Below are 19154 nucleotides of genomic sequence, written 5' to 3'. Positions count from 1 at the left end.
GCTAACATACCCCCCGGGGTACGCTGGGAGCCGAGAGCGGAGGGGTGCGCCCCGCGCACGGGCGCCGGAAGTGTGCGTGATGTCCCCTTGCGGCGGGCCGCGCCGGTACCGGAGACTGCGGACGGTGCGCCGGATCGAGCCGGGCACCGCCGCCGCGCAGGCCGAGACCGGCGGGTTCCCGCTGGTGGGAGCCGCTGCGGCGGGCCGCGACGGCGAAGGTGGCGAGGCAAGTCGGACAGTTCGGGCATACGTCATCGGCAGCCCCACGGAACACAGCAGCCACACGAGCCCCAATCTGGCATATACGTCCGGCTAACCCGCTTCCCGACCGGATGCCGCAGGCCCGCCCGCATCCTCAACTACCAGCCACACTGCGCCCATCCCCGCGCGGCACCCTTACGGATCAGCAGCGCCCCGGTACGATGCCCTCAAGGCGCACGGGCGTTGCGCGTGCGCCGATGGGCCGTCATGGTGTTTTGCCAGCGGGGTCCCGGTACTCACCATCCCGGTGTGTGGGCCCCGGTGCTTGGGTCGGGGGCGACCGATACGGCAACGCGCGGCAGGGGGACTGACAGTGGGGACTGACGACGACACCAGGGGTTCCCGCAGCCTGGCCGACCGCGCCTGGTTGCGAGCGATGGACGCCTACGCCGCAGGCGCGTACACCCGCGCCGAGGAGGAGTTCCGCGCCGCCGTGCGGATCGACCCGGGGATGGCCGACGCCTGGCTCGGCCTGCACGCACTGCGCTCGGAGACCTCCGCCGCGCTGCTGGCGATGCAGCGCCACCGGGACCGCTTCGGTGAGCAGCGCCGCCGCCACCGCCGCCCGCTGAGCTCCTGGTACTGGCTGGGCTGGTGGGTGCAGCCGATCCTGGAGGACGCCAGGGACCTCGCCCTCGCCCATGCCTCGCACTGGCTGGACGGACGCCATCTGCCGGAGCTGGAGCGGGCGTTGGCCGACTGTCGGCCGGCCGACGAGGACCGCTCGGTGCGCTTCCTGCACGCCTGCCGCTCGTACCTGCTGAAGGACTGGGAGCAACTGATCCGGGACACCGACGGCCTGCTGGACGATCCGCTGCTGGGCATCGAGGCGGGGCTGTTCGGCGGGATGGCCCGGGTCCGGCTGGACATGTGCGGGCAGGCGGAGCTGCCGCTGGCGACCTCGCTGGCGCGCTGCCGCTCGGAGCAGCCGCAGCGCAAGGAGCTGCGGTACTGGCTGGCGCGCGCGTACGAGGGCGGTGGGCGCAGCGCGGCGGCGGTGTCGCTGTACCGGGCGGTGCAGCGGGTGGATCCGGGCTTCATGGACACCTCGGCCCGGCTGGCGGCGATCGCGGCGGAGGACGGGGTGGATCCGGCGCTGCTGGAGGCCCCGGCACCGCCGTTGCAGCGGCCTCGGCACGCGGGGGCGCCGGGGGCGTCCGGTCCGCGTCCCGCGCCGGGCGCGGATCCGGGACCGGGACTGGGTGAACAGCCCTTCGAGGCAGGCTACTTCGACGCGCTGTCGGAGACCGCGCTGTCCGACAGCGGGCTCTCCGACGGCGGGTTGCCGGAGGGCGGCCTGCCGGAGGCCGACGGTGGCGTTCCGGACGGCGGGGTCACCGACGGCGGGCTGCCGGAGACCGGCGCCGAGGGCTCGCTGCTGCCCGGGCTGCTGGAGTCGGATCCGGTGCCGCCCGCGCCGCGCGGCAGCGCCCCGACCGATCCGGCCCCGGGCAACGGCCGTCCGCCGCTGGCGTCCGCGCTGACCGCCGGGACCGGCGGCCTCGGCGGGTTCAGCGGGATGAACGCGCTGAGCGGGCTGCGGCCGGACCGGCCGGGGCTGGAGGCGGCGCTGGCGGAGCTGGAGCGGATGGTCGGCATGGAGCCGGTCAAGCGGCAGGTGCTGGCGCTGTCGGCGCAGCTGCGGATGGCCCAACTGCGCTCGGACCAGGGCCTGCCGGTGCAGCCGCCGAAGCGGCACTTCGTCTTCTCCGGCCCCTCGGGGACCGGCAAGACCACCGTGGCCCGGATACTCGGCCGGGTGTTCTACGCCCTCGGGCTGCTCTCCGGCGACCATCTGGTGGAGGCCCAACGCGCGGATCTGGTGGGCGAGTTCCTGGGCCAGACGGCGGTCAAGGCGAACGAGCTGATCGACTCGGCGCTGGACGGGGTGCTGTTCGTGGACGAGGCCTACAGCCTCGCCAACTCCGGCTACAGCAAGGGCGACGCCTACGGCGACGAGGCGCTCCAGGTGCTGCTGAAGCGCGCCGAGGACAACCGGGACCGGCTGGTGGTGATCCTCGCGGGCTACCCGGAGGGGATGAACCGGCTGCTGGCCGCCAATCCCGGGCTGAACTCGCGCTTCACCAGCCGGGTGGACTTCCCCAGTTACCGCCCGGCCGAGCTGACCTCGATCGGCCGGGCGCTGGCCGCCGGGGACGGCGACTTCTGGGACGAGGAGGCCACCGAGGAGCTGCGCAGCATCTGCGCGCACGTGGTCCGCGAGGGCTGGATCGACGAGTTGGGCAACGGACGCTTCATCCGGACCCTGTACGAGAAGTCCTGTGCCTACCGCGACCTGCGGCTGTCGGTGCTGACCGAGCCACCGACCCGGCAGGACCTGGCCACGCTGCGGCTGCCGGACGTGCTCCAGGCGTACGGGGAGTTGATCGACGGGCGGGGGTGACTCCGGTGAACCGCCCCCGCCGGACGCCTGATTGACGGACCGTCAGGCTGCCTTCAGGGCTTCCCGCAGCGGCACCCGGGAGCCGCTGCGCAGCACCGAGTTGCGGTAGATCCGGGCCGCGAAGCGCAGCAGCAGGAAGGCGAAGGCCAGCGCGAGCACCAGTGCCAGCAGGATCTGCCACACCGGGGCGACCCCCATGGCGATCCGCATCGGCATCAGCACCGGTGCGAACGGCGGCAGCAGCGACAGCCAGGTGACCAGCGAGCTGCCGGGGTTGCTGGGCACCACCGAGATGCCGATCACCCAGGCCGCGATCAGCGGCGCGATCGCCGGGAAGGTCAGCCCCTGGACGTCCTCCTGCCGGGAGACGGTGGCGCCGAGCGCGGCGAACACCATGGCGTAGATGGCGAAGCCCACCACGTACCAGAGCAGCGCCCAGGCGACCGCGCCGACCGAGTCGCTCAGCGAGATGTTGAGCGCGCCGGTGGCGATGCCGACGCCGACGCCGAGCAGCGCCGGTACCGCCATCTGCAACAGCCCCAGCAGCCCGGTCCCGAGGACCTTGCCGAACAGCAGCTGCCACGGCCGGATGGTGGCCAGCAGCAGTTCCACCACCCGGCTGGACTTCTCCTCGACCACGCCCTGGGCGACGATCTGGCCGACCAGCATCAGCGACATGTACATCAGCAGCCCGGCCGCGATGGCGATGGAGATGTGCTGGCCCTGCTGCGGGTCGGTGTTCTTCACCTTCAGCGTGGTGACCTGGACCTGCGCGCCGGAGGCGGCGGCCAGGGCATGCTCGGCCTGCGCCGGGGTCGCCCCGAGCTGGGTGAACTGCTGCCCGAGCGCCTGCTGCTGGCCCACCACCTGGAACAGCTGCCGGGTGGAGTCACCGAGGCTCTTGTTGACGGTGGCCTGCACCTGGCCGTCGGCGCCCGGCTCGGCCAGCACGTCGACCTTGCCGGAGCCGACCTGGGACACCCCGGTCCCGTGGTCGGGCACGGTGCTGATGGTGATCTTCTGGCCGAGCTCGGTGGCGGTGCCCTGGAGCGCGGCGGACAGCGAGCTGTCGGAGACCGGCACCGCGATCCTCACCGGCCCGCTCTTGCTGTCGATCAGGTGCGGGATCAGCGGCAGCGCGATCGCGGCCAGCGCCGTGATGAACAGCGTGACCAGGAACGCCTTGGAGCGGATCCGCACCTGGATCTCGCGGGTCGCGACCAGGCCGACCGCCTCCCGCGAGCCCACCGTGAGCCTCCCGGCCGACGGCCGCTCCGCCGCCGGACGCTGGTTGGATCCGCTCATGCCGCTTCCCCCGTCTGCTTCTTCTCTTCGCTGCTGACCACGTGCCGGAACAGGTCGGTCAGCGTCGGCAGCCGCCGGGCGAACTCCCGTACCGGTCCGGTGGCCAGGGCCGCGCTCAGCACCGCCTGGTCGTCGGCCTCCTCGCCGAGGGCGAGCACGGTACGGCTGCCCTCGCGTCCGACGACGGTGACCCCGGGCAGTCCCTCGGCCCAGCCGTCGGCCGCCTCCGGGGCGTCCACCACCAGTTCCTCGGCGCCGCCGCGACGCAGCTCGGGCACGGTGCCGCAGGCGACCATGCTGCCCGCGCGGACGATGCCGACCCGGTCGCACAGCCGCTCGACCAGCTCCAGCTGGTGGCTGGAGAAGATCACCGGCACCCCCTCGGCGCACTTCTCCTGGAGCACCGCGCTCATCACGTCCACCGCGACCGGGTCCAGGCCGGAGAAGGGCTCGTCCAGGACGAGTATCTCCGGGTCGTGCACCAGCGCCGCGGCCAGCTGCACCCGCTGCTGGTTGCCCAGGCTGAGCTTCTGCACCTCGTCGCCGACACGGTGGGCGACGCCGAGCCGCTCGGTCCACTCCCTGGTGGCCCGCGCCGCCTCGGCCCGGCCCAGGCCGTGCAGCCGGGCCAGGTACTCCAGCTGCTCCCCGACCCGCATCCGCGGGTACAGGCCGCGCTCCTCGGGCATGTAGCCGATCCGGCTGCGGGTCTCCAGGGTCACCGGGACCCCGTCCCAGCGGACCTCCCCGGCGTCGGCCGCGAGCACGCCCAGCATGATCCGCATGGTCGTGGTCTTGCCGGCGCCGTTGCTGCCGACGAAGCCGAAGATCTCCCCGGCCTGCACGTCGAACGTCATGTCGCGCAGTGCGATCGTGTCCCCGTAACGCTTGGAGACCCCGTCGACCGCCAGTTCTCGTTGACTCACGTACGTGTTCCTCGTCCCCCACGGGCGGATTTCACCCTGTTGCGGAAAGCTTCCCTCGCCCGGCGCACTGGTGTACGACATTTGAGGATCTACTGAGCCGGCGGGGAGACCTGGTGGTCCGGGTCGTGCACCTCGCCGACCAGCTCTTCGAGTACATCCTCCAGGGTGACCAGCCCCAGCGTCACCCCCCGGGCGTCCACCACCGAGGCCAGGTGCGACGCGGCCCGGCGCATCGCGCCGAGGGCGTCGTCCAGCGGGGTGAGCTCGGGCAGCGCGATGATCGGCCGCCACAGCCGCCGGGGCACCGGGGCCTCCCGCTCGTCCGCCTCCAGCACGTCCTTGACGTGCAGGTAGCCCAGGAAACCGGCCGCCGGGGCGGGCCCGGTCAGCGGGAACCGGGAGAAGCCGGTGCTCGCCGCCAGCCGCTCGATCTGCCGGGGAGTGGCCGAGGCGTCCACGGTGACCAGCTGCTCCGGCGGCAGCAGCACCTCGCGCACCGGGCGCACCCCCAGCTCCAGCGCGTCCTCCAGCCGCTCCTGGACCAGGCCGCCGAGGAGGCCCGCGTCGCGCGAGTCCAGCAGCAGGTGAGCCAGCTGCGCGCTGGTGTAGACGGACTCCACCTCGTCCTTGGACTCCACCCCGAGCAGCCGCAGCAGCAGGTTCGCCAGCGCGTTCAGGAAGCGGATCACCGGCCGCAGCGGCCTGGCCAGCCCGGCCAGCGGCGGTCCCAGCAGCAGCGCCGAGCGCTCCGGACCGGCCAGCGCGATGTTCTTCGGCACCATCTCGCCGACGACCATGTGCAGCGAGACGACCAGGGCCAGCGCCACCACGAAGCTCAGCGGGTGGGTCAGCCCGCTGGGCACGCCCAGCGCGTGGAACGGGCCCTCCAGCAGGTGGGCGACGGCCGGTTCGGCGAGCGCGCCGATCAGCAGCGAGCAGACGGTGATCCCAAGCTGCGCCGCCGCCATCATCGCCGAGACGTGCTCCAGCGCGTACAGCACGGTCCGGGCGCGGCGGTCGCCGGACTCCGCCAGCGGCTCGATCTGGCTGCGGCGCACCGACACCAGGGCGAACTCGGCGCCGACGAAGAAGGCGTTGCCGAACAGCAGCAGCAGCGCGGCGAAGATCTTCAGCGCGGTCACCGGTCCCGACCCTCCCCGGCCGCCTCGTCGGCGCGCACCAGCCGCACGCGCTCGGTGCGGTGCCGGTCCACGGCCAGCACGGTGAGCCGCCAGCCGGGCAGCTCGCAGTACTCCCCGGCCTCGGGCAGCCGCCCGAGCAGGTCCGCGACCAGTCCGGCGACGGTCTCGTACGGGCCCGGCGGCGCGTGCAGGCCGATGGAGGCCAGCTGGTCCACCCGGCAGCGGCCCTCGGCCTCCCAGGCCTGGAGGCCGTCGACGGCGGCGACCTGGCGCAGCTCGGCCCGCTCGTCGGGGTCGTGCTCGTCCATGACCTCGCCGACCATCTCCTCGATGATGTCCTCCAGGGTGGCCACCCCGGCGGTACCGCCGTACTCGTCGACCACCACGGCCATCGGCTGGATGTGCCGCAGCTGCTCCAGCAGCCGCTCGGCCGGAAGCGTCTCCGGGACCAGCAGCGGCGGCGCGGCCAGGCTGTCCACCAGCACGGTGTGCCGCCGGTCCTCGGGGACGGCCAGCGCGTCCTTGAGCGTGACCACGCCGATGACCTCGTCGATGCCGTCCCGGTAGACCGGGAAGCGGGACAGGCCGGTGGCCCGGGTGAGGTTGAGCACGTCGGCGGCGGTGGCGGACTCGTGCAGCGCGGAGACGTCCACCCGGGGGTCATCACGCTCTCGGCGGTGAGCTCGCCCAGGCCCAGCGCGCGGACGAACAGGTCGGCGGTGTCCGGCTCCAGCGCGCCCTCGCTGGCGGAGTGCCGGGCGAGCGCGATCAGCTCCTCGGCGCTGCGGGCGGACGCCAGCTCGTGCGCGGGCTCCATCCCCAGGGCCCGGACGGCGTGGTTCGCGGCGCCGTTCAGCACCGCGATCAGCGGGCGGCAGACGGTGGAGAAGACCCGCTGCGGCGCGGCCACGGCGCGGGCGACCTGGAGCGGGCGGGAGATCGCCCAGTTCTTGGGCACCAGCTCGCCGACGACCATCTGCAGCACCGTGGCGATCAGCAGCCCGACCACCACCGCCACCGGGTGGACCGCGCCGGACGGCACCCCGAGGCCGGTGAGCGGCGGTTTGAGCAGCACCGCCATGGCCGGGTCGGCGAGCATGCCGACCAGCAGCGAGGTGACGGTGATCCCGAGCTGGGCGCCGGAGAGCTCGAAGGAGAGCGCGCGCAGCGAGGCGAGCACCCCCTGGGCCCGGCGGTCTCCGGTCGCCGCCGCCCGTTCGACGGTCCCCCGGTCCACGGTGACCAGCGAGAACTCGGCGGCGACGAACATTCCGTTGGCGAGGATCAGCAGCACGGCCACAGCGAGCAGCAACCAGGCGTCGGTCACCCGGGTCGTCCCATGGATAGTTCCTGGTTTATAGGTTTTATCGTCACATAAGACAATTCTTACCCTGCAATATGTCGTACCCCTGCGGCAACGTCAAGCTCATCACATCGTTACATCCCGCTCGTTGACCCCCCGTCAGGACGGCCGTTACCTTCGCCCTAGATAGTTAATTAACCTTACTAACACGGGAGGCTCCGTGTTCGTCCGCAAGGCGCACCTCCGACCAGCCGTCCCGCTCCTGGCCGCGCTCGCGCTGATCGCCACGGCGGGCAGCTCCGGCTCCGCCGCCGGTGCTACCGCCCCCGCCGTCCGCACCGCGACCGCCGCCACCGCTACCGCCGCCGTCCCGGCCTCGCAGGCCCCGCAGGCGACCTCCTCGGCCACCGTCCTCGGCTCCGCCGGCTGGCAGGTGCTGAGCAGCGCGACCGCCACCCAGGGCGGCGCGACCATCTCCAATCCCGGTTTCTCCACCAGTGGCTGGCTGCCCGTCAGCAATGACGACGGTGGCGCTCCCGGTACCGAGATCGAGGCACTGCTGCAGAACGGCAGCTGCCCGAACGTCTACTACTCGACCAACATGAAGACCTGCTTCGGCTCGATGAGCAAGATCGGGGCCGACACCGTCCCGCAGTTCGACGTGCCGTGGTGGTACCGCACCACCTTCAACGCCTCGCTGACGACGGGTCAGACTGCGAGCCTAATCGTGAACGGCGTGGTCGGGCAGGCCGACGTCTGGCTCAACGGGACCGAGGTGGCCACCCAGGCCACGGTCGAGGGCGCCTACACCCGCTACACCTTCGGCGTCACCGGGCTGCTCAAGTCCGGCGCCAACAGCGTGGCGCTGGAGCTCTACCCGAACAACCCGAACACCATGCTCACCCTGGACGACGTGGACTGGAGCCAGATCCCGCCGGACAACAACACCGGCATCCAGTTCCCGGTGCAACTGCTGGTCTCCGACGGCCTGAGCGACGCCGACTCGCACGTGGTGCAGGCCAACGCGACCGACCTCAGCTCCTCGGCGCTGACGGTGAGGACCAACGTCACCAACAGCACCTCGGCCGCGCTGACCGGGACGGTCAGCGCCACCGTCACCGCACCGGCGGGCGGCGCCGCGCCGATCACCGTCTCGCAGTCGGTGACCGTGCCCGCGAACACCACCCAGACGGTCTCGTTCACGCCGTCCGCGTACCCGTCGCTCACCATCGCCCACCCGCAGGTGTGGTGGCCGTACCAGATGGGCGCGCAGCCGCTCTACACGCTGAGCACCTCGGTCACCCAGGGCAGCACCGTCTCCACCGCGACCAGCGGCACCTTCGGCATCCGCAACGTCAGCTCCTCGCTGGTCGGCGCGGGCCCGGTGGACTCGCTCGGGGTGCGCCAGTACAGCGTCAACGGCGTGCCGTTCGTGGTCCGCGGCGGCGGCTTCACCGAGGACCTGTTCCTGCACTACTCGGCGGCCGGCATCGCCCAGCAGATCGCGATCCTGAAGAACCTCGGGATCAACATGATCCGGCTTGAGGGCCACGAGTTCCCGGACGACTTCTACGAGCAGATGGACCAGGCCGGGATCATGATCGACTCCGGCTACCAGTGCTGCGACGCCTGGGGCAACAACCTCAGCGGCAACCTGCTGACGGTGGCCACGAACTCCGCGCTCACCATCGGCGAGAACCAGGTGGACCACCCGAGCGTGGTCACCTTCAGCTGGAGCGACAACGCGCCCGGCACCGCCGACGAGTCGGACACCCTGGCGGCCTTCAAGACCGCCGACTTCGACGTGCCGGTGGTCTCCTCCGCCGAGGAGAACAGCAGCCCGATCCTGGGCGACTCCGGCGAGAAGGAGGGGCCGTACGACTGGGTCCCGCCGGACTACTGGTACGACACCACGCACACCCAGCCCGACGACAACCAGACCAACGCGGGCGGCTCCTGGGGCTTCGACAGCGAGGAGAGCGCCGGGGACACCATCCCCACGCTGGACTCGATCAACCGCTTCCTCTCCCCCACCGAGCAGTCGGACCTGTGGCAGTCCGACACCTACAACCAGTACCACCTCAACTACGAGTCCGGGCACGGCCAGTACCAGTTCGGCACGCTCTACAACTTCGACCAGGCACTGGACGCCCGCTACGGCACCCCGACCAGCCTCGACAACTACGTCGAGGAGGCCCAGGTCGCCAACTACGAGAACACCCGGGCCCAGTTCGAGGCGTTCATCGACCACTCCACCAACACCTCCACCCCGTCCACCGGAACCATGTACTGGCAGGTCAACAAGGGCTGGCCGACGCTGCTCTGGGACCTCTACAACGAGGACGGCGACCAGGCCGGCAGCTACTTCGGCGCCAAGAAGGGCAACGAGACGCTGCACGCCCTCTACGCCCAGGACACCGGCACGGTCACCCTGGACAACCTCGGCGGCGGCACCCAGAGCGGGCTGTCGGTCGAGTCCAAGGTCTACAGCGCGGCCGGGGCGGTACTGGACGACCAGACCGCCAGTGGGATCAGCCTGGCCTCGCAGAAGGTGCTCAACTCGGTGCTGAAGCCGAAGGTTCCGGCGACCACCACCAGCAAGTCCGCGGCCCAGACCTACTTCGTCGAACTGACGATTCGTCAGAACGGGTCCGTGGTCGACCGGAACACCTACTGGCAGTCGACCTACCCGGACGTCGTCAACTGGTCCTCCACCAACGGCAACGACAACGCCACGATGACCCAGTACGCCGACCTCCAGGGGCTGAACTCGCTTCCGGCCGGGGCCGTCAGCGCCACCGCCACCTCGCAGGGCCAGCCCGGCCCGAACGGCTCGGACACGGTCACCGAGGTCACCCTGACCGACACCTCCAGTTCGGCGGTGGGCTTCTTCCTCCGCACCGACCTGCGCCGGGGCTCGGCCTCGGGAACCCCGCAGTCCGGGGACAACGAGGTGCCGTCGGCGCTGTGGAGCGACAACGACATCACCCTGTTCCCGGGTGAGTCGCAGACCGTCAGCGTCAGCTACAAGGCCTCCGACCTGAACGGCGCCACCCCCGTGGTCAGCCTCTCCGGCTACAACGTGGGGACGTCCGACATCGCCGCGCCCATCGGTGGTGGCGGCGGCCAGCCCGGCAACGACTTCTCGGTGGCGGTCTCGCCCGCCTCGGGTTCGGTCGCCGCCGGGGGCTCGGCCACCGCGACCGTCAGCACCGCGGTCGCCTCCGGCAGCGCCGAGCCGGTCGCGCTGACCGCCTCCGGCCTGCCGTCCGGGGTCACCGCCTCCTTCGCCCCGGCCTCGGTCAGCTCCGGCACCGGCTCGACCCTCACCCTGGCCACCACCTCGGCCACCGCCGCGGGCAGCTACCCGGTCACCGTCACCGGCACCGCCGCCTCCGGCAGCCACACCACCAGCTACACCCTCACCGTCACCGGCAGCGGCGGCAGCCCCGGCGGCAGGACCTACGAGGCCGACCAGGCCACCCTCGGCGGCAGCGCCGACGCCAACAACTGCTCGGCCTGCCTGGACGGCCAGAAGGTCAGCGACATCGGCGGCGGCTCCAACGGCACCGTCACCTTCACCGGCATCACCGAACCCAGCACCGGCAGCTACACCCTGACCATCTCCTACCTCAGCGTCGGCAAGGCCCGACCCGCCACCATCACCGTCAACGGCACCACCCAGACCGTCACCTTCACCGAAACCTCAGCCAGCAGCTACAACGTCATCGGCACCACCACCGTCACCGTCACCCTCAACGCCGGAAGCGGCAACACCGTCGAATTCTCCGGCAGCGGCACCAGCGGCGCCCCCGACCTCGACCACATCGTCGTCTGAGTGGTTTGACGCAGCCCGACCCAGCCGGGTTCAGCGCCGGGCGGTGCCGTAGGCGTCCACGCAGGCCCGCAGTTCGCGGGCGGCGCGGATGGCCTGCCGCCGCCCGGAGCCCGGCTGGATCGCCACCACCGCGATCGTCCCGCCGTCGGCGAGGTCGAGCACCACCCACGGGTCGCCCTGGCGCAGGTTCACCCCCAGGATCTCCGCCCACTCCAGGCGGCGGCTGCGGACGAAGTTGACCACGGTCACCCCGTCCCGGTCCGCCCGGGCCACCGGGCGCGCCAGCAGCACCAGCACCAGCGCGCACAGCAGCCCGCACAGGCCGATGCCGACCCGGTCGTGCAGTTGCCAGTCACCCGGCCCCAGCGCCGCCATCCCACTGAAGAAGACGACGCTGACCAGCGCGAATCCCAGGAACACCACGCGCGTCAGCACGGGCTTCCAGATCGTGGGCAGGGTCGGCGGTCCGATGACGGTCCGGCGGTGCTCGACGCTCATGGGGCCTCCTGGCTACAGGCGGCAGGCGTGGATGTTGGTGACCAGGATCGCCCGGGCACCGATGGCCCAGAGGTCGTCCATGATGCGCTGCGCCTCCCTGCGGAGCACCATGGACCGCACGGCGACCCAGCCCTCGCTGTGCAGCGGCGAGACCGTGGGCGACTCCAGGCCGGGGGTGAGCGCCACCGCCTCGGCGACGCGCTCGGCGCGGATGTCGTAGTCCATCATCACGTACCGACGGGCCACCAGAACACCCTGGAGACGTCGCAGGAACTGGTCGACCCGGGGATCGGCCTCCGCGTCGACCGGACGCACCACCACCGCGTCGGAGACCAGGATCGGCTCCCCGAAGACCTCCATCCCGGCGTTGCGCAGGCTGGTACCGGTCTCCACCACGTCCGCGATCACGTCCGCCACACCCAGCTGCACCGCCGTCTCCACCGCGCCGTCGAGCTTGACCACGGCACCGGCGGTGACGCCGTGCTCGGTCAGGTGCTTGGCGACCAGACCGGTGTACGAGGTGGCGATCCGGCGGCCCTCCAGGTCCTTGACGCTGGAGGCGGCCCCGGCCGGGGCGGCGAAGCGGAAGGTGGACCCGGCGAAGCCCAGGGCCAGCACCTCCTCCGCGTCCGCGCCGGAGTCGAGCAGCAGGTCACGACCGGTGATCCCGACGTCCAACCGACCGGAGCCGACGTAGATCGCGATGTCGCGCGGGCGCAGGAAGAAGAACTCGACGTTGTTCTCCGGGTCGACCAGGACCAGTTCCTTGGAGTCCTTGCGCTGACGGTAACCGGCCTCATGGAGCATCGCGGACGCCGGCTCGGAGAGGGACCCCTTGTTGGGAACGGCGATGCGCAGCATGAGTGTGATGCCTTTCGTGGGTGTTTTCGTGTCCGAACATGCGAAGAGCGGGGCACCGGATGTGCTCGGTGCCCCGCTCCCGTGAAAACTCAAGGGCGGGGTCTACAGATGGGTGTAGACGTCCTCCAGGGTGAGGCCGCGGGCGACCATCATCACCTGGACGTGGTAGAGCAGCTGGGAGATCTCCTCCGCGGTCCGCTCGTCCGACTCGTACTCCGCGGCCATCCACACCTCGGCGGCCTCCTCGACCACCTTCTTGCCGATGGCGTGCACGCCCTGCCCGACCAGCTCGGCGGTACGCGAACCCGGCCCGCCGCCGGCGGCCTTCTGCTGGAGCTCGGTGAAGAGCTCCTCAAATGTCTTCTGAGCCATGATGCGTCACACCCTACGCGGTCGGTTCCCCGGGACGCGTCGGCGTCCCAGGGAACGGACGGTGAACGCTCGTCCGAACGCTCACCCGGCGGAGCCGCCGACCGGGGCGGACAGGCCGCGCAGCAGCGCGGCGGTGGCCAGCGCGGCGGTGGTCGCCTCGAAGCCCTTGTCCTCACGCGAGCCCTCAAGCCCGGCCCGGTCCAGCCCCTGCTGCTCGTCGTCGCAGGTCAGCAGGCCGAAGCCGACCGGCACACCGGTGTTGGCGGAGACCTGGACCAGGCCCATGGTGGCGGCCTCGCACACATAGTCGAAGTGGGGGGTTCCGCCGCGGATGACCACACCCAGGGCCACCACCGCGTCGTAGCCGCGCTCGGCCAGGGCCTTGGCGACCACCGGGAGCTCGAAGCTGCCGGGCACCCGGAGCACCACCGAGTCCTCGACGCCGTACTCCTTCAGCGCCCGCTGGGCGCCGTCCAGCAGACCACCCATGATCCGCTCGTGCCACTGGGAGGCGATCACCGCCACCCGCAGGCCCTCGCAGTCACTCAGCTCCAGCTTGGGTGCTCCCTCGCCGCTCACGGCGTCTCCTTCGTCTCGTTCGTCTCGTTGGTGCGGTTGCAGGTCGGGGGTACTACGCGAGCCAGGGCAGGTCGTGGCCCATCCGGTCGCGCTTGGTGCGCAGGTAGCGCAGGTTGTGCTCGCCCGCCGGGGTGCGCACCGGCTCGCGGCCGGTGACCTTGAGGCCCTCCTCCTCCAGCGCCGCGCCCTTGGCCGGGTTGTTGGTCAGCAGCCGCACCGAGCGCACGCCGAGGTCGTCCAGCATCCGCGCGGCGGCGGCGTAGTCGCGGGCGTCCGCCGGGAGCCCCAGCTCCAGGTTGGCGTCCACGGTGTCGTGCCCGGCCTCCTGCAGCTGGTACGCGCGCAGCTTGTGCAGCAGGCCGATGCCGCGCCCCTCGTGACCGCGCAGGTAGAGCACCACGCCCCGGCCCTCGGTGGAGATCCGCTCCAGCGAGGCCTCCAGCTGCGGGCCGCAGTCGCAGCGCAGCGAGCCGAAGACGTCCCCGGTCAGGCATTCGGAGTGGACCCGGACCAGCACGTCCTCGCCGTCGGGCAGCCGCCCTTCGGCGTCCAGGCCGCCGGCGACCAGGGCGATGTGCTCGACGCCGTCGGGCTCGCTGCGGTAGCCGAGGGCGGTGAACTCGCCGTGGGCGGTGGGCAGCCCGGTGACGGCGGCGCGGGTGACCGTGCGCTCGGTGCGCTGCCGGTAGGCGATCAGGTCCTCGATGGAGATGATGGCCAGGCCGTGGCGGCGGGCGAAGGGCACCAGCTCCGGCAGCCGGGCCATGGTGCCGTCGGCGTTGGCGATCTCGCAGATCGCCGCGACCGGGCGCAGCCCGGCCAGTCGGCACAGGTCGGGACCGGCCTCGGTGTGGCCGTTGCGGGTGAACACGCCGCCGTCCTTGGCCCGCAGCGGGAAGATGTGGCCGGGGCGGGCGAAGTCCTCCGCGACGCTGTCGGGGTCGGCCAGCAGCCGCATGGTGTGCGCCCGGTCGGCGGCGGAGATGCCGGTGGTGACGCCGTGCTTCGCGTCCACCGAGACGGTGAAGGCGGTGCCGTGGCTCTCGGTGTTGCGCTCCACCATCTGCGGCAGCAGCAGCCGGTCCAGGTCGGCCCCGGTCATCGGGACGCAGACCAGGCCGCGGCACTCGTTCATGGCGAAGGCGACCAGTTCCGGGGTGGCCAGTTCGGCGGCGAAGACGAGGTCGCCCTCGTTCTCCCGGTTCTCGTCGTCGACGACGACCACCGGGCGCCCGGCGGCGAGCTCGGCGACGGCCAGCTCGACCGGGTCCAGCGAGAGATCGTCGAAGACCACGGCCTCGGCTCCGGTCTCGGGCAGCTCAGTGCGTGCTTCGGGCAGTTCGGCGACGGTACTCATACCGTGACTCCTTTCGGGGCGGCGACACGCGGCTGCTGCGGGCGGCTGGTGCTCAGCCACCAGGAGCGCATCCCGGCGACCACCAGCACGAAGTAGACGATGTAGACCAGGCCGGAGAAGGCCAGGCCGTTGTTGAAGGCCAGGGGCACGCCGACCACGTCCACGGCGAGCCAGGCGAACCAGAACTCGACCCAGCCGCGGCCCTGGGCGACCATCGCGGCGAGCGTTCCGACGAAGATGTAGGCGTCCGGCCAGGGCGCCCAGGAGAGGTTGAACCACTGGAACAGCAGGGCCGTGGCGACGGTGCCGACGGCGGTACCGGCGACCAGCCAGCCGCGCTCGCGCCAGCTGGCGAAGCGGATGGCCAGCTCGCCCGCGGTCCCGGCGGTGCCGCCGCGCCACTGCCGCCAGCCCCAGAGCGAGACCACGATCACGATCAGCTGCTTGCCGACGCCGCCGGGCAGGTGCTGCGAGGCGTACGCGGCGACCAGCACCGCGCCGGACAGCAGCTGCACCGGCCAGGTGACGACGGAGCGCCGCCAGCCGAGGGCGAGCGCGGCCAGGCCGAGCAGGTTGCCGATCATGTCGGACCACTTGATGTGTTCGCCGAATATGACGAACGCCTGGCTGTTCAGGTCGTTGAAGAAGCCCATCGCCGCTCAGTCCCCTGCCCCGGTGCTCGCCGCGCGGTCGCCGAGCAGCCGCTCGACGTACTTGGCGAGGACGTCGACCTCCAGGTTGACCAGCTCACCGACCTGCTTGCGGCCCAGTGTGGTGTGGGTCAGCGTGGCCGGGATCAGGCTCACCGTGAAGGAGTCGGCGGGGGCGTCCACCACGGTCAGGCTGACGCCGTCGACCGTGATCGATCCCTTCTCCACCAGGTAGCGGGAGAGCCCGGCGGGCAGGCTGAAGCGCAGTACCTCCCACTGGGGGCTGCCGTCGGCGCCGGGCTCGCCGGGGCTGCGGGAGAGCAGTTCGGCGGTGCCGTCGACATGGCCCTGGACCAGGTGGCCGCCGAGGCGGGCGCCCAGCGCCATGGCACGTTCCAGGTTGACCTGCGAACCGGGGCGCAGCGCGCCGAGACTGGAGCGGTGCAGCGTCTCGGCCATCACGTCGGCGCTGAACTCGCCCGGTGCGGCGGCCAGTCGCTCATTGGTGTCGAGGACGGTCAGGCAGACGCCGTTGACGGCGATGGACTGCCCTTCGCGGGCGTCCTGGGTGGTCAGCGGTCCGCGCAGGCGGATGCGCGAGGAGTCCCCCAGGTCCTGTACCGACAGGACCTCGCCCAGCTCTTCGATGATTCCCGTGAACATGCAGCTCTCCTCCGCAAGGCCCGGACCACGGACTCCGGGGCTCTGGGAAGAGAGAAAGCGGACGGCACACCGTGCCACGGGAGGAGCCGCACGGGAACGGCGCAGCTCCGGCCGCCCCGGCGAGGGGGTGGCGGACGCGCGCACACTCATGCGACACAGCCCTGTCCGCCGCGCACTGCCTCCCATCCGGACTTTCACCGTCGGTCCAGGAATCTCACCTGGTCAACCGGCCGCTGGCAGCGGGCGGGTCGCGGACTATAACCGCCGGTTCGGAATTACACCGACCCCGGAGTGCGCAAACGTCTTACTACGTCAGTCAGTCTGCCATGATCGGACGCGGTTTTGACAAGACGGGGACCAGCTTCAGCCTGTGTGGTATGTCACGCGGACGCGAGGAATACGCCCAGGTGACAGGGTCAGGTCAGCGTTCGCCGGGGCGGACCAGCCCGGTCTCGTAGGCGAGGACCACCAGCTGTGCCCGGTCCCGGGCACCGAGCTTCAGCAGCGCCCGGCTCACGTGGGTCTTCACGGTGAGCGGGCTCACCGCCAGGTCCTCGGCGATGTCGTCGTTCGAGGCACCGGTGGCGACCAGGGCGACTATCTCGCGCTCGCGCTCGGTCAGCACCGACAGCCGCTCCGGCGCCGGGGTCGGCCGCCGGTCGGGCTGCTCCAGGAAGCGCGCGATCAGGCTCTGGGTGGCGACCGGCGAGAGCAGCGACTCGCCGCGGGCGACCACCCGGATCGCGTCCAGCAGGTCGCCCGGCTCCGCGCCCTTGCCGAGGAAGCCGCTGGCCCCGGCCCGCAGCGCCTGGAACACGTACTCGTCGATCTCGAAGGTGGTCAGCACCAGGACCCGGACCCCGGCCAGGTCCTCGTCGGCCATGATCTCGCGGGTCGCGGCGAGGCCGTCGAGCTCCGGCATCCGGATGTCCATCAGCACCACGTCCGCCCGGGCGGTGCGGGCCAGCTGCACCGCCTCCCGCCCGGTCGCCGCCTCGCCGACGACGGCCAGGTCGGGGGCCGAGTCCACCAGCACCTTCAGACCGGCCCTGACCAGGATCTGGTCGTCGGCCAGCAGCACCTTGATCGTCATACGCTCCCGTTCACCAAGCTCGTCCGGCTGAACTGCGCCGCCATCGCCAGCGGCAGTTCCACCCGCACCCGGAAACCGCCGTCCGGGCCCGGGCCCGCGCGGAAGCTGCCGCCGACCGAGGCCGCCCGCTCCCGCATCCCGATCAGACCGTACCCGGCGCGCCCGGCCGGTTCCGACGCGCCGGGGCCGTCGTCCTCGACCTCGATGCTGAGCGCGTCCCGGCGGTAGGCCAGCCGCAGCGTCGCGGCCGAGGTCCCGGCGTGCTTGCGGACGTTGGTCAGCGACTCCTGGACGATCCGGTAGGCGGTGAGGTCGACCGCGGCGGGCACCCGGCGCGGCTCGCCCTCGTCCAGCCGGGAGACCCGCAGCCCGGCGCGGTCGAAGGACTCCAGCAGGCTGGGCAGCTGTTCGAGCCCGGGCGCGGGCTCGATCGGGGTGTCCGTCTCGTCGCCCTGGCGCAGCACGCTCACGGTGGCGTTCAGCTCCGACAGCGCCGACCGCCCGGCCTCGCGGACGTGCGCCAGCGCGGCCCTGGCCAGCTCCGGCTGGCTGTCCAGGACGTGCGAGGCGACCCCGGCCTGGACGTTGATCAGGGCGATGTGGTGGCCGACGATGTCGTGCAGCTCGCGGGCGATCCGCATCCGCTCCTCGGCGACCCGGCGCCGGGCCTCCTCCTCGCGGGTGTGCTCGGCGCGCCGGGCGCGCTCCTCTATCGCCGCGACGAAGGCCCGGCGGCTGCGGACCGCCTCGCCGACGGCGACGGCGAGCGCCACCCAGGCGAAGGCGACCGCGTTCACCGACTTGTTCCAGGCGTCGGGCGAGCGGTCCCAGCTGGTGATGCCGAGCGCCAGCGCCGAGCACCAGCCGACGGCCAGCGCCAGCCGCCGTTCCACGGTCGAGCAGACGGTGTAGACGGCGACCGCCGAGCCGAGCAGGATCGGGCCGCGCACCGGGCCGATCACCATGTAGCCGATGGTCCCGGCGACGACGATGCCGAGCACCGCCACCGGGTACCGGCGGCGCCAGGCCAGCGGCGCGAACACCGGCACCCCGGCGACGGCCAGCACCAGCAGCGGGTTGAGGTCGGACCAGTCGCGCAGGGTCTGGTGGGCGGGCAGCGCGACCAGCGTCACCACGTAGAACACCACCGCCAGCAGCCCGTCCGCCCGGTACGGGTGCGCGCGCGCCAGGGCTCGGCAGCTGTGGAAGAGGTGCATGCCTTCTACGGTAGCCATACCGGGCAAGCGCGCCCTCCGCCGGAACGGCGAGCCGGGTGTACTCCGGTTGGCGTACGCCCGCCTCCGGGCACGGCGCCGGGGCTCAGCACGGACGGCCGATGCGGGCGGTGCGGGCGGCGGTGAGGGCGACCAGGTCGGCCGGGGGCAGCTCCACCTCCAGGCCGCGCCGACCCGCCGAGACGAACACCGTCGGGTGGTCCAGCGCGGTGGCGTCCAGCACCGTGGCCAGTCGGCGGCCGCGGCGCGCGGCCAGCTCGGCGGGGCTGCCCGGGTCCAGCGCGCAGAGCCGCCCGGCCGGGTGGCCCAGCGGCGAGATGCCGCCGAGCACGTAGCCGGTGGCCCGCTCGGCCGCGGCCGGGTCGGCCATCGCGGCGTGCTTGCCGCCGACGGCGGCGGCCAGGGCCTTGAGGTCGAGCTGCCCGGCGACCGGGACCACGCCGACCACCAGCGCGCCGTCGACGTCGGCCAGCAGCGTCTTGAACACCCGCTCGGCCGGGACTCCGAGCGCCTGCGAGGCCTCCTCGCCGTAGGAGGCCGCGGCCGGGTCGTGCTCGTACGCGTGGACGCTGAACCGCACCCCGGCGGCCTCCAGGGCCACGGTCGCGGGGGTGCCCTGACCGCCGCGCTTCGCCTTCTTCGCCATGCCGGTACGGTACGGCCTCGC

The 19154-nt window shown here is 72.0% G+C and carries 15 protein-coding genes, 1 pseudogene and 1 riboswitch; of the genes and pseudogenes, 2 read left to right on the top strand and 14 right to left on the bottom strand.

The annotated features are described in order from the left end of the window. Window positions 1-637: 637 nt before the first annotated feature. Window positions 638-2665 carry an AAA family ATPase gene (locus GXP74_RS11710; protein WP_182456377.1) on the top strand — a complete coding sequence of 676 codons (2028 nt, stop codon included), beginning with the start codon at window positions 638-640 and terminating at the stop codon, window positions 2663-2665. 42 nt (window positions 2666-2707) lie between these two features. On the opposite strand, the gene GXP74_RS11705 is transcribed toward GXP74_RS11710, so the two are convergent. The 4 genes and pseudogenes from GXP74_RS11705 to GXP74_RS11690 form a co-directional block, all read right to left on the bottom strand. Continuing rightward, window positions 2708-3970, bottom strand: coding sequence for an ABC transporter permease (locus tag GXP74_RS11705; protein WP_182451424.1), 1263 nt, complete (start codon window positions 3968-3970; stop codon window positions 2708-2710). Then, on the bottom strand, window positions 3967-4896 hold the full coding sequence (locus tag GXP74_RS11700) for an ABC transporter ATP-binding protein (RefSeq protein WP_225447859.1): 930 nt from the start codon (window positions 4894-4896) through the stop codon (window positions 3967-3969). Before GXP74_RS11700 ends, GXP74_RS11705 begins: the two co-directional genes overlap by 4 nt. An 89-nt stretch (window positions 4897-4985) precedes the next feature. Continuing rightward, window positions 4986-6038 carry a hemolysin family protein gene (locus GXP74_RS11695; protein ID WP_182451422.1) on the bottom strand — a complete coding sequence of 351 codons (1053 nt, stop codon included), beginning with the start codon at window positions 6036-6038 and terminating at the stop codon, window positions 4986-4988. Continuing rightward, window positions 6035-7365, bottom strand: a pseudogene (locus GXP74_RS11690) (hemolysin family protein). The gene GXP74_RS11695 and the pseudogene GXP74_RS11690 overlap by 4 nt, the downstream one beginning before the upstream one ends. A 196-nt stretch (window positions 7366-7561) precedes the next feature. Here GXP74_RS11690 and GXP74_RS41805 point away from each other — a divergent pair. Next, window positions 7562-11179 (top strand): beta-mannosidase, encoded by a 3618-nt coding sequence (locus GXP74_RS41805; RefSeq protein ID WP_182451421.1) that lies wholly within the window; start codon window positions 7562-7564, stop codon window positions 11177-11179. A 30-nt stretch (window positions 11180-11209) separates the two neighbouring features. Here the strand turns inward: GXP74_RS41805 and GXP74_RS11680 are convergent, their stop codons facing one another. The 10 genes from GXP74_RS11680 to GXP74_RS11635 all read right to left on the bottom strand — a co-directional run bounded on the left by GXP74_RS11680 (window position 11210) and on the right by GXP74_RS11635 (window position 19133). Beyond that, on the bottom strand, window positions 11210-11677 hold the full coding sequence (locus tag GXP74_RS11680) for a PH domain-containing protein (protein WP_182451420.1): 468 nt from the start codon (window positions 11675-11677) through the stop codon (window positions 11210-11212). Window positions 11678-11689: 12 nt separating this feature from the next. Next, complete coding sequence (gene hisG, locus GXP74_RS11675; RefSeq protein ID WP_182451419.1) at window positions 11690-12538, bottom strand: ATP phosphoribosyltransferase; 849 nt, start codon at window positions 12536-12538, stop codon at window positions 11690-11692. Between the two features lie 102 nt (window positions 12539-12640). Beyond that, window positions 12641-12910, bottom strand: coding sequence for a phosphoribosyl-ATP diphosphatase (locus GXP74_RS11670; protein ID WP_182451418.1), 270 nt, complete (start codon window positions 12908-12910; stop codon window positions 12641-12643). An 81-nt stretch (window positions 12911-12991) separates the two neighbouring features. Beyond that, on the bottom strand, window positions 12992-13489 hold the full coding sequence (gene ribH, locus GXP74_RS11665) for a 6,7-dimethyl-8-ribityllumazine synthase (RefSeq protein ID WP_182451417.1): 498 nt from the start codon (window positions 13487-13489) through the stop codon (window positions 12992-12994). 52 nt (window positions 13490-13541) lie between these two features. Continuing rightward, window positions 13542-14846 (bottom strand): bifunctional 3,4-dihydroxy-2-butanone-4-phosphate synthase/GTP cyclohydrolase II, encoded by a 1305-nt coding sequence (locus GXP74_RS11660; protein ID WP_182451416.1) that lies wholly within the window; start codon window positions 14844-14846, stop codon window positions 13542-13544. Then, complete coding sequence (locus GXP74_RS11655; RefSeq protein ID WP_182451415.1) at window positions 14843-15499, bottom strand: nicotinamide mononucleotide transporter family protein; 657 nt, start codon at window positions 15497-15499, stop codon at window positions 14843-14845. Before GXP74_RS11655 ends, GXP74_RS11660 begins: the two co-directional genes overlap by 4 nt. Before the next feature lie 6 nt (window positions 15500-15505). After that, window positions 15506-16159 carry a riboflavin synthase gene (locus GXP74_RS11650; protein ID WP_182451414.1) on the bottom strand — a complete coding sequence of 218 codons (654 nt, stop codon included), beginning with the start codon at window positions 16157-16159 and terminating at the stop codon, window positions 15506-15508. 168 nt (window positions 16160-16327) lie between these two features. Next, window positions 16328-16458: riboswitch (FMN riboswitch) on the bottom strand. A gap of 122 nt (window positions 16459-16580) precedes the next feature. After that, window positions 16581-17252, bottom strand: coding sequence for a response regulator transcription factor (locus GXP74_RS11645; protein ID WP_182451413.1), 672 nt, complete (start codon window positions 17250-17252; stop codon window positions 16581-16583). After that, window positions 17249-18469, bottom strand: a complete 1221-nt coding sequence (locus GXP74_RS11640) for a sensor histidine kinase (RefSeq protein ID WP_182451412.1) — start codon at window positions 18467-18469, stop codon at window positions 17249-17251. The genes GXP74_RS11645 and GXP74_RS11640 overlap by 4 nt, the downstream gene beginning before the upstream one ends. Before the next feature lie 103 nt (window positions 18470-18572). Continuing rightward, window positions 18573-19133: an aminoacyl-tRNA deacylase gene (locus tag GXP74_RS11635; RefSeq protein ID WP_182451411.1), complete on the bottom strand. Its 561-nt coding sequence runs from the start codon at window positions 19131-19133 to the stop codon at window positions 18573-18575. Between the last annotated feature and the right edge of the window lie 21 nt (window positions 19134-19154).

This window comes from Streptacidiphilus sp. P02-A3a, from assembly GCF_014084105.1.
Lineage (GTDB): Bacteria > Actinomycetota > Actinomycetes > Streptomycetales > Streptomycetaceae > Streptacidiphilus.
This window is presented reverse-complemented; position numbering and strand designations above follow the sequence as displayed.